Origin of the sequence: Thalassospira sp. UBA1131, assembly GCF_002311515.1 — a bacterium.
Classification (GTDB): Bacteria; Pseudomonadota; Alphaproteobacteria; order Rhodospirillales; family Thalassospiraceae; genus Thalassospira.
This window is the reverse complement of the sequence record NZ_DCAO01000044.1, coordinates 10,236-22,043: the sequence shown is the minus strand read 5'-3', so window position 1 is coordinate 22,043 and position 11,808 is coordinate 10,236. Positions and strand designations below refer to the sequence as shown.

The 11,808-nt window shown below is 54.4% G+C and carries 9 protein-coding genes; 7 read left to right on the top strand and 2 right to left on the bottom strand.

Annotation, left to right across the window (positions count from 1 at the left end; genetic code table 11):
• Positions 1-237: gamma-butyrobetaine hydroxylase-like domain-containing protein (locus B3Z49_RS06820; RefSeq protein ID WP_296989251.1), on the top strand; the 237-nt coding region annotated here is incomplete at its 5' end.
• Positions 238-346: 109 nt separating this feature from the next.
• Here the strand turns inward: B3Z49_RS06820 and B3Z49_RS06815 are convergent.
• Complete coding sequence (locus B3Z49_RS06815) at positions 347-1,012, bottom strand: OmpW/AlkL family protein (protein WP_210515523.1); 666 nt, start codon at positions 1,010-1,012, stop codon at positions 347-349.
• Positions 1,013-1,209: 197 nt separating this feature from the next.
• The gene (ubiH, locus tag B3Z49_RS06810) at positions 1,210-2,433 is read right to left on the bottom strand and encodes a 2-octaprenyl-6-methoxyphenyl hydroxylase (protein ID WP_296989245.1); all 1,224 of its coding nucleotides are present in this window, start codon (positions 2,431-2,433) and stop codon (positions 1,210-1,212) included.
• A gap of 573 nt (positions 2,434-3,006) precedes the next feature.
• On the opposite strand from ubiH, the gene glnK reads away from it, so the two are divergent.
• From glnK to B3Z49_RS06780, 6 genes are all read left to right on the top strand, one after another.
• Entirely contained in the window at positions 3,007-3,345 is a 339-nt protein-coding gene (gene glnK / locus B3Z49_RS06805) for a P-II family nitrogen regulator (RefSeq protein ID WP_008888552.1), read from the top strand.
• A gap of 23 nt (positions 3,346-3,368) precedes the next feature.
• Entirely contained in the window at positions 3,369-4,697 is a 1,329-nt protein-coding gene (gene amt / locus B3Z49_RS06800; protein WP_296989239.1) for an ammonium transporter, read from the top strand.
• Positions 4,698-5,028: 331 nt separating this feature from the next.
• Positions 5,029-6,267 (top strand): ammonium transporter, encoded by a 1,239-nt coding sequence (locus B3Z49_RS06795; RefSeq protein ID WP_296989236.1) that lies wholly within the window; start codon positions 5,029-5,031, stop codon positions 6,265-6,267.
• 200 nt (positions 6,268-6,467) lie between these two features.
• Entirely contained in the window at positions 6,468-7,658 is a 1,191-nt protein-coding gene (locus B3Z49_RS06790; RefSeq protein WP_296989235.1) for an aminotransferase class I/II-fold pyridoxal phosphate-dependent enzyme, read from the top strand.
• A gap of 53 nt (positions 7,659-7,711) precedes the next feature.
• The gene (locus B3Z49_RS06785) at positions 7,712-10,156 is read left to right on the top strand and encodes a DNA translocase FtsK (protein WP_296989233.1); all 2,445 of its coding nucleotides are present in this window, start codon (positions 7,712-7,714) and stop codon (positions 10,154-10,156) included.
• Between the two features lie 264 nt (positions 10,157-10,420).
• On the top strand, positions 10,421-11,808 hold a 1,388-nt coding region (locus B3Z49_RS06780; RefSeq protein ID WP_296989230.1), incomplete at its 3' end, for a methyl-accepting chemotaxis protein.

The window sequence follows — 11,808 nt, the reverse complement described above, 5'->3', positions numbered from 1 at the left end:
CAAGGCCATCATCCGTCAGAAAAGAAGATCATCGCCGGCCGCCGGCATGTCGGCATCATCGATATCGTGCCGGTCGGGAATTACGCCGTGCGCATTACCTTCGACGACTTGCATGATAGCGGCCTGTTTAGCTGGCAATATCTGCGTGAATTGCACTGTAATCAGGACAAGCTCTGGAACAACTATCTCGCCGCACTCAAAGCACGCGGCCTGTCGCGCGATCCTGCCAAACGCTGACGCTCCCCCCTTCTTTCCAGAAGTCCCAAAACAAAAACGGCCCTGCCAAAGACAGGACCGTTTTTAGTGTCTTGCTGTCCGGGGAGGTTAACCTCGAACGCACGCCTTATTAGAAGCGATAGCCAATACCGACACCGAACAACCACGGATCGAGGTCTGCATCAGCTTTGTGAGTGTTGCCGCCTACATTCGTTGTGATATCGGTATTCAGGAAGATTTTCTTGACGTCGACGTTCAACGACCAAGGACCCGAAATCGCATAGTCGAAGCCAGCTTGGAACGCATAACCAAAGCCATCATCATAGCTGATCGACTGCGCATCGCCTCGTTTTTCGTCGTAGAAGAAGGTGTAGTTTATGCCAGCACCGACGTAAGGACTCCAGCGGCTATCGGACATAAAGTGATACTGCAGGGTCAGGGTCGGCGGCAGCAGACGGACACTGCCCAAGTTAACATCTGCAGAACCGGTGTTCCAGCTAACATCATGCTTGGATGTGCCTGCAATCAGTTCAAGCGCGATGTTGTCGGTCACGAAGTAAGAGAAATCCAGTTCTGGAATGACATCGTTATCAACTTTACCTTCACCAGACAGAGTCCCGCTCTTGACGTCTTCATCAGGAACGACACCCAGCACACGGCCGCGAATCAGGAAGTCGCCAGCCTGTTTGGTTTTGAATTCGGCGGTCTGTGCGGAAGCCGGATTGGCTGCAACAAACGAAGCGGCCATCATGCCACCCAACAATGCGGCACCAAGGAGTTTGGATTTGAATGACATTATCTGTCCCCTGTTAGTTTGATCAACTCGAGGGGGACATTGCGCTTTTCTGTTTGCTGACTTGTTGACACAAATCAACAATCACTCACAAAAAACGACATGTTTTTGAATGATTTTAAATGACCTTTGATCACCTATCCCAATTTTCGACCGAAATCCCTAGCGAAAGTTCCCGGTTGTGGCAAAAGGCGATCCGATTACAGCGGCTTGCCCTGCATCAGTTTTGGCAGCGTGCCGGCATAGCCCATCGCATGCGACATGAAGGTCTTTTTTAGGGGCGGGATTTTCTCGACAATCGCCAATCCGATATCACGCGCCCAACGGATCGGCGCGATATCATTGGAGAACAGGCGCGTGGTGATATCGGTTACCGCCAGCATCACCGTGTTATCGAAACGACGCCATTGTTCATATTCTGCCAGCACATCGGCACTGCCGATATCACGACCAATACGACGGGCATTGACCAGAATTTCTGCCAGAACCGCAACATCGCGGATCCCCATATTCAGCCCCTGACCGGCAATCGGATGCATGCCGTGCGCTGCATCACCAATCAGCGCCAAGCGATCCTGGGTATAGTGATAGGCGTGCTGCAACCCAAGCGGATAGCAGAAGCGTGGCCCGATAACTTCAAGATCACCGAGATAGCCGTCAAACCGGCGATGCAATTCATCAAGGAAGGTCTGATCATCAAGATTGACCAGATAATTGGCCTGATCCGTGCCCTCGGTCCAGACAATCGAGCAACGGTTATCGGTCATCGGCAAGATTGCAAACGGGCCTGCCGGCAGGAAATGCTCGACCGCCAGCCCATTGTGGGACTGCTGATGCTTGACGGTGCAAACCACCGCACTTTGCTTATAGCTCCAGTTATAGGTCTTGATGCCTGCCCATTCGCGCAACATTGATTTGCGCCCTTCGGCCCCAATGGCAAGTGGCGCACGCACGACTTGCCCATCTGCCAGCGTGATGGTCATGGCACCCTGATCACGTGCAATCGTTTCGACCTTGGCCGGTGCAATCATTTTGACCAGATCGTTTTTTTCGATGGCACGATAAAGCGCACTGCGCGTGACAAGGTTTTCGACGATATAGCCAAGCGGCTCGTTACCGACATCATGATGGTCGTAATGCAGGAAAAGCGGGCTTTGACCATCGGCAATGCGAATATCAAGGATCGGCTCCGCACCATCGGCCATGTTTTCCCAGGCTCCGATCACTTCCAAAACCGATTTGGAGGCGGCAGCAATCGCACAGGTCCGGCCATCGTAATTGGCCGTCAGGATGGTTTTGGGGTCTGCATAATCAATCACCACCGACTTGATACCGCCATGGGCCAGCGCCAAGGCCATGGAAGCACCGTTCAAGCCGCCCCCAAGAATAATGACATCGGTTTGAAGTGGCTGATGATCATGCATATCGCAATTTCCTGTGTCGTTTGGCCTTGGCCAGTGATGCCGGTTTACAATGCAACTTGGCATCCTGCGTTGACCTGACGCAATAGGGCGTCGTGGAAGCGTTGTTTGCACATCTTTACCCTGCCAGATACGCAGCCACAACCCGCACCGATCATCGACGCGCAGTTATCACACCTTTGGCAGCACAACATCGGGGCAAACCATCTTTGACAGCCGTGAATGCGCCATCGCCACCTGCCAAGGCATATCACCCCTTGGTTGCGACAAGTCCCGCGGACCAGGAATGCGATTTGCCACAGAGCCTTGAGCTGTAAGCGCTTTTCAATTACGCGACAGGTTGATTAAAAAATATGCATATTTTTTGAACAGCCACAGATTTTGTGCAGATTTTAATCCGGTCATGACAGAACGAAGTCATAATTCCGTCAGATTGATTCATCATTTTATGCAACAAAAACAGTAATTTACGATTTTTATTCTGAGTCTGGCACGATTCTTGGTTTGGAGACTGCGACTGCGAAATCGTGATTACCACGTTGGTACTCAACGGATATGCCGGGAGGTCGCATTATTATGAAACTTGTTACTGCTGTCATTAAGCCGTTCAAACTGGACGAAGTCCGTGAAGCGCTTAGCGCACTGGGCGTCCAGGGTTTGACGGTCACCGAAGTTAAAGGTTTTGGTCGCCAGAAAGGTCAGACCGAAATTTATCGTGGTGCTGAATACATGGTCAGCTTCCTGCCGAAGGTGAAGCTGGAAGTCGCCATCACGGATAATCTGGTTGATCAGGTTGTCGAAGCCATCACCAAAACTGCTCAAACCGGGAAAATCGGGGACGGTAAGATTTTCGTTCTTGATGTGAATCAGGCGGTTCGTATCCGTACTGGTGAAACCGGCGACGACGCCCTGTAAGTCCAGAGACAAGGGGAGACATTATGACTATTTCCATGAAGAAAACCGGCCTTGCTGCGGCTGCAGCTACCGCCCTTCTGGCAATCGCTTCTCCGGCTTTTGCTCAGGACGCAGGCGTTCCGGCTGAAACCCAGTTCATTCTCAACAGCTTTAGCTTCCTGTTCAGTGGCGCAATCGTCATGTTCATGGCGGCGGGCTTTGCTATGCTTGAGAGCGGCCTGGTTCGTACCAAAAACGTTACCACCATCCTGCTTAAGAACATTTCGCTCTTCGCAATCGCAGGCATCATGTACTACCTCATCGGTTACAACCTGATGTACATGGATGTGTCTGGCTGGATCGGCTCGCTGAGCCTGTGGAGCGCAGATGACTCCGCTGCCCTTGGTGGCGACTTCTCTGGCGGTTATTCCGCAACATCCGACTGGTTCTTCCAGATGGTCTTCGTTGCCACCGCAGCTTCGATCGTATCGGGTACTGTTGCCGAGCGTATCAAACTGTGGCCGTTCCTGATCTTCGTCGTTGTTCTGACTGGCGTTCTGTATCCGATCACCGGTGCATGGACCTGGGGCGGCGGCTGGCTGTCGGAAATGGGCTTCTCTGACTTTGCCGGTTCCACCATTGTTCACTCGGTCGGCGGCTGGGCTGCTCTGACCGGTGCGATCATCCTTGGTGCACGTAAAGGCAAGTACGGCGAAGACGGTTCCGTTCACCCGATGCCGGGTTCGAACCTTCCGCTTGCAACGCTTGGTACCTTCGTCCTGTGGCTCGGCTGGTTCGGCTTCAACGGTGGTTCCCAGCTTGCTATGGGTACCGGCGCTGACGTCATCGCCGTTGCCAACATCTATGGCAACACCACCATGGCTGCTGCCGGCGGTGTGGTTGCAGCAATCATCCTGACCCAGATCCTTTACAAAAAGGTCGACCTCACCATGGCACTTAACGGTGCACTGGCTGGTCTGGTCTCGATCACGGCTGCTCCGGACACCCCGACCATTGGCTCGGCGATCATCATCGGTGCAATCGGTGGTATCCTGGTTGTTGTTGCGGTTCCGCTGCTCGACAAACTGAAAATCGACGACGTTGTCGGTGCTGTTTCGGTTCACCTTGTTGCTGGTATCTGGGGCACGCTTGCTGTTCCGTTCACCAATGACGGTGCTTCCTTCGGTACGCAGATCACCGGTATCGTTGCAATGGGTGCCTTCACCATCGTTGCTTCGTCTATCGTATGGCTGGCTCTGAAGTTCACTGTTGGTATCCGCCTCTCCGAGGAAGAAGAAGCCAACGGTTCGGATGCGACCGAGCTTGGTCTGGAAGCCTATCCGGAATTCGGTAAGGGTTCCCAGCGCTTCTAAGCAAGACTTTCTGACAGGTGCCGCGTTCGCACGGCACCTGATCGATCAGATCAAAAGCCCGTCCGGGGAAGCCCGGGCGGGCTTTTTTGTTCCATGCTGCCTTTTTGGGCAGCGTTTTGATCACTTGGAAGGCAAAGACGTTTTTTGTCCCTAAAACCGAATGCCTCACCCCGACACTCAAATACCAAGCAACAGCCTTGGCATTTTACGCTTTGCTGCCCGGTTTTGCGTCATTGGCACGAAAATTGATCTTGGCTGCCCCGAACCAGAGTCCGGCTGCCCCGACAAGACCGGACGGAGAGGAAACGCTATTTGAAAAGGGGGACGCCTTATGGGGGCCTTCCAGACTGCCTCGGACGTATTTTTCGTCCTGATGGGCGCTATTATGGTGCTCGCAATGCATGCCGGTTTTGCCTTTCTTGAAGTCGGCACGGTTCGCAAAAAGAACCAGGTTAACGCACTGGTTAAGATCATTGTTGATTTCGCTGTTTCGACCATTGCCTATTTCTTTGTCGGCTACAGCGTTGCATATGGCGTTGATTTCTTTGCCAATGCTGGCGTTCTGAGCGGTCAGATCACCCCCGAAAACAGCCCAGCCTTTGCTGATAGCGGCTATGATCTGGTCAAATTCTTCTTCCTTTTGACGTTTGCAGCAGCGATCCCGGCCATCATCTCTGGCGGTATTGCAGAACGCGCACGTTTCTATCCGCAGCTATTTGCCACCGCCATTTTGGTGGGGGTTTGCTATCCCCTGTTTGAAGGCATGGTCTGGAACAACAATTTCGGTTTCCAGGACATGATCGAAGCCACTTTTGGTGCTCCTTTCCATGATTTCGCCGGTTCCATCGTCGTTCATGCGGTTGGCGGCTGGATCGCACTTGGTGCTGTGATCAATCTCGGCGTGCGACGCGGGCGATATACCAAAACCGGTGGCCTCGTCGGTATTCCGCCGTCAAACATTCCCTTCCTGGCGTTGGGGTCCTGGGTCCTTTGTGTTGGCTGGTTTGGCTTTAACGTCATGTCCGCACAATCAATAAGCGGCATTACCGGGCTGGTTGCAGTTAACTCGCTGATGGCGATGGTCGGCGGCATTCTGACGGCATTGATTGCCGGTCGAAATGATCCCGGTTTTGTCCATAACGGCGCACTTGCCGGACTGGTTGCCGTTTGCGCCGGGTCAGATGTCATGCATCCGTTGGGTGCACTTGTGACCGGCGGCCTTGCCGGTGCGCTGTTTGTCTGGGGCTTTAATCAGTTTCAGGCAAAATGGAAAATTGACGATGTTCTTGGCGTTTGGCCGCTGCACGGCATGTGCGGTCTTCTGGGCGGGATTGCCTGTGGCATCTTTGGCGTTGAGGCCCTTGGCGGCATGGGCGGCGTTTCGTTCAGCGCACAGCTGGCAGGATCGCTGATTGGTGTCGTTTTTGCGACCGTGGTCGGCTTTGTTGTCTATGGTGCCCTCAAGATCACGATTGGGATACGTCTGTCCGAAGAAGCCGAGTTTGATGGCGCAGATATCTCGATCCACAACATCGGCGCATATCCCGAGGATGATCTCCGGGCGAGCTAGGCTGCGCGACCCGCACCAGAGTTAATACTCTTTCAAGCCCGGAAAGCGCATCTTTCCGGGCTTTTTGCGTTGGCTTGCCCGTGCTCTTAAATGTTTCTTTGCACTTTTGGCATAGGGGTAAAGTCAGGGGATTTTACCCATCTTCCGAATAACCGGACCGCAAACGGCGGACCACAGATCATGCTGGATTGACGACGACCATGTTTAACGCGCGCCTGGATCAATTGCCTGCCTATCCGTTTCCGCGATTGGCAACCCTGCTTGACGGGATCGAACCCGGTCAGCCGCCGCTTGTCATGTCGATCGGCGAGCCACAGCATGAACCGCCCGCCATGATCACCGAGGCGATGGTCAAACATGCCAGCCTTTGGCACAAATACCCGCCCGGTGCGGGTACGCCGGAATTGCGCGATGCCATCAAAAACTGGCTTGATCGCCGCTATAACCTGCCCAAAGACATGATCGACCGTGATGATCACGTCCTGCCGGTCGCAGGCACGCGCGAAGCACTTTATTTGATTGCCACAACTGTCATTCCACAGGATCAACCCGGGCCCAAACCCAAGGTCTTGCTGCCCAACCCGTTCTATCAGGTCTATTGCGGCGCGGCGGTGCTGAATGACGCGGAAATGGTGCCGCTGGCGGCAGGGCCGGAAAACGGGTTCCTGCCCGACCTGGATCAGATTGATGCCAAGGATCTTGATGCCTGCGCGCTGTTCTTCCTGTGCTCGCCGGCCAACCCGCAAGGGGCGATTGCATCGCGTGCGTACCTCGAACAGATCATCACACTGGCACGCAAGCATGACTTCGTGCTGGCCATGGATGAGTGCTATGCCGATATCTATGACAGCACCGCACCGACCGGCGCGCTTGAAATCTGTGCCGCACAGGGTGGAAACATGGACAATATCCTTGTCTTCCACAGTCTTTCGAAACGATCCAGTGCGCCGGGCCTGCGTTCAGGGTTTGTTGCCGGTGATGCAAAAATCGTCAAACGCTTTACGGCACTGCGCAGCTATTGCTCGGCCACCATTCCGATGCCGGTCATGGCCGCATCCACCGCACTTTGGAACGATGATGCCCATGCGGAGGCCAACCGGGATATCTATCGCGCCAAAATCGACATCGCCGAGGAAGTCTTTGGCAACCGGTTTGGCTTCTATCGCCCGCCCGGCGGATTTTTCCTGTGGCTTGATGTCGGCGATGATGAGGCTGCCACTCGGAAAATCTGGAAAGAATCCGGGGTTAAGGTCATTCCGGGCAGTTACCTTTCATTGACCGATGCCAATGGCAACAATCCGGGCAAACGGTTCATCCGCATTGCCTTGGTGCATGATCTTGAAACCACGCGGGAAGGACTGACCCGCATCGCGAAGGCATTGGAAAGCTAAACCGATACTTCGCCCGACCAGAACAGCAGGACTTAACCAGAACGGATACCCAGATGAGCAGCCAGTCAAACACTCTTGGAACCGCTTTCATGCCCGGCAGTCTCGTGACACTGCTCAAGCGCAGTGGCTTGCGGTTTTGCGGCCTCGGGCTGGTATTGCTGGCCATGGCCCTGTTCATCATGCTGATCGGCTTTCATCCCGGTGATCCATCGTTTAACCATGCCACGGACCGCACGACGATTTTCAATCCGTTGGGAATTGTCGGGGCCTATGGCGCGGATTTGATGCTGCGTACCCTTGGTCTGGCATCGGCACTGATTACCGTTTTGCTTGTCGCCTGGGGCCTGCGCCTGATTGCGGTCAAACCGTTCCGCTGGATGTGGGCACGTTTCCTTGTTTTGCCGCTGGCACTGCTTCTTGTCGCAGTTTCGGCAGCAGCCATTCAGCCGGGCATGCATTGGCCGCTGACGGTTGGTCTGGGCGGGTTTGCCGGTGATTTGCTGCTGGGCAAGCTTCAGGCCGGTTTTGCGATGATTGGGGTGCCCGGTGCACGGGCCCTGATCGCATTGGCATCCATGATGCTTGGTCTGGCACTGACGATCTTTTGCATGGCCTATTCGCTGTCTGAATGGGGACGCTTGGGCACGGCCCTGTCCTTTGCCGGCGGCAAGGTGATTGCAGGCATTCGTGCCATTATCCCGACCGGCAGCAACGATGAGCCACTTGCCAAACGTGCCCCGGGTTCGCGTCAGGAACCGTCGATGGACAAAGGCAAGTCCAAGCTTGGCACGGCCATTTCAACCCGGAAGTCCGAACCGGATGTCGACCCGGACGATTATGACGGGTTTGACGACGATGACGATCACGAACCGCCGGTTCATATTGTCGCCGCGCCAGCCGCCAAGCTGCAACCCAGCCAGAAGGCCGCAGCACAGCGTCAGGCATCGTTTGATCTGGGCTCGGATGAGTATCGTTTCCCGCCGCTTGATCTGCTTGGTGAACCTGATCCGGCCGATGCCAACCAGATTGATCAGGAAGCCTTGGCGCAGAATGCCCGTTTGCTTGAAACCGTGCTTCAGGACTTTGGCGTTAAGGGCGAGATCGTGCAGGTCCGGCCCGGCCCGGTTGTCACCCTTTATGAGCTGGAGCCCGCCGCAGGTGTCAAATCATCGCGCGTGATTGGCCTGGCCGATGATATCGCGCGTTCCATGAGTGCGATTGCCGCCCGTGTTGCCGTGGTGCCCGGACGCAACGTTATCGGGATCGAACTGCCAAACTCGCGCCGCGAAACCGTGCATCTGCATGAAATTCTGGCATCGAGTGACTTTGAAAAGAACACCGGCAAGCTCAATATGAGCCTCGGCAAGGATATCGGCGGCACGCCGGTTATTGCCGATCTGTCGAAGATGCCACACTTGCTGATTGCCGGTACCACCGGTTCGGGTAAATCGGTTGGTGTGAACGCGATGATCCTGTCATTGCTCTATCGCCTGAAGCCCGAAGAATGCCGCTTCATCATGATCGATCCCAAGATGCTTGAACTGTCGATCTATGACGGCATTCCACATCTTCTGACACCGGTCGTGACCGACCCGCACAAGGCGGTTGTTGCCCTGAAATGGGCCGTGCGCGAGATGGAAGACCGTTATCGCGCCATGAGCCAGGTCGGCGTGCGTAACATTGCGGGCTATAACAAACGCATCAAGGAAGCCGCCGCCAAGGGCGAACAGCTGACCCGACGTGTACAGACCGGCTTTGATCCGGAAACCGGCAAACCGATCTTTGAAGATCAGGAACTGCCGATGGAGCCACTGCCATTTATCGTCATCATCGTCGACGAAATGGCTGACCTGATGCTGGTTGCCGGCAAGGATGTTGAGGCCTCAATCCAGCGACTGGCACAGATGGCCCGTGCGGCTGGTCTGCACCTGATCATGGCGACCCAGCGTCCGTCAGTCGACGTGATCACCGGTACGATCAAGGCCAACTTCCCGACACGTATTTCCTATTCCGTGACCTCGAAAATCGACTCGCGCACCATTCTGGGTGAAATGGGCGCCGAGCAACTTCTGGGTCAGGGGGATATGCTTTACATGGGTCAGGGCGGCCGGTTGCAACGTGTCCATGGCCCGTTTGTTTCCGACGAAGAAGTCGAAAGTATCGTCAAACACCTGCGCGATCAGGGCGACCCGGCCTATCTTGAAACCGTTACCGAAGAACCCGAAGAAGACCCGGTTGCGGCCTATATGGCCGGTGGTAATGCCGGGGCTGGTGGCGGCGGATCAGATGATGATCTTTATAATCAGGCGGTTGGCATTGTGCTTCGCGAGAAGAAGGCATCGACCAGCTTCATCCAGCGCAAGCTTTCAATCGGCTACAACCGCGCTGCCCGCATTATCGAGCAGATGGAAGAAAACGGCGTCGTTTCCGCCGCCAACCATGTCGGCAAGCGTGAAGTGCTGATGGAAAATATGGACGGTACGCCTTACGAATACTGATCGTCCTACAACCGAAAATATTATCACGAAACCAAAGAGGGATGCCATGCGCATCCCTCTCTCGTTTGCGCATCTTGCTGTAGCACTGATTTCATTGGGAATTCTTTATCATAGCACGGTTTTTTAAATTCCGATCAGTAACAAATGGCAAAGATCTTTTTATAAAACCGCACAGCTACACAACCGTAATTTGCAGTTATGCTGGTCTGACAGCTTTTGCTGCATACAGTTTCCCGCCGTTAACATCCAAACACGGAGAACCCAATGAAACTCTCCAATTTCTCGCTTTCCACCAAATTGCGGATGGTACTGGTAATGACGGCTTTTGCGCTGGGTGGCCTGGCAATCTTTGATCTTGTGACACTGCGATCCGCACTGGTCGAAGAAAAGAAAGCCAATGTCCGGCAAGTCGTCGAGATGACCAGTTCGACCTTTAATCATTATGATCAGCTTGCCAAAGCTGGCGAGATTACCCTTGAAGAAGCGCAAAATCGTGCAACTGAATTCATTCAGAATGCCCGTTACGATGGCAATAACTATGTGTTTGTACTGGGCCTTGATACCAAGGTCATACTGCATCCGCTCCAGCCAAAACTTAACGGCCAGAACGGCAAACAGGTGATTGATGTCAACGGTGTTCCGGTCCTTGATGAAATGGTCAAGGCGGCCCGACATCCCGAAGGTGGTTTCCTGACCTACGAATGGAACAAACCGGGGTATGACGGCGTATTTCCCAAACTGGCCTATGCCGAAACATTCAAGCCATGGGGCTGGGTGATAACGACCGGCGTTTATATCGACGATGTTGACGAAATTTTCTGGCGAACAGCTATCAACGATATCGCTGTGGCAATTGGCATGCTAATCGTCATCGGAATGGCTGGACTTGCGATCGACAGATCAACAACCCGCCCCTTGCGGACAATCACTGCCGCCCTATCGCGTGTCGCACAAGGCGATACATCGGTCGCAACCGATGGCCAGGACCGCAAGGATGAAATCGGCGATCTTGCACGCGCGCTTGAAGTATTCCTTGAAAGCCGCAAGAAAGCCGACCGCCTGCAGCAAGAACAGGAAGCCGCAAATCAGCAACAGATTGAACGCGCCAAACGTATCGATGCCCGTATCAAGGCATTCGAGAACGATGTCGAAAGCAACCTGACCGGTGTCAATGCAGCCCTGTCCCAACTGCGCAGCACAGCATCGGAAATGGCGGGCCAATCTGATCTGACCACAAACAAGGCGGCCAATGTTGCGGCAGCCACAGAACAGGCTGCGACCAACGTAGACACCGTCGCCGCAGCAGCCGAGCAACTGGCAGCAGCGATTGATGAAATCACCTCGCAGGTTGCCCGCAGTTCCAATATCGCACAATCGGGCGCGGACGAGGCCGAAGATGCCAGCAAGATCTTTGCCGAACTTGCAAGTGCATCGGACAAAATCGGTGAAGTCGTCGAACTGATCCAGTCGATTGCCGAACAGACAAACCTGCTTGCGCTCAATGCAACCATTGAGGCCGCCCGCGCTGGTGAGGCCGGCAAAGGCTTTGCCGTGGTCGCAGCCGAGGTCAAAAACCTTGCCAACCAGACCACCCGTGCGACTGAAGATATTGCCGGACACATCACAGGCATTCAGGAAAGCACCCAAGGTGC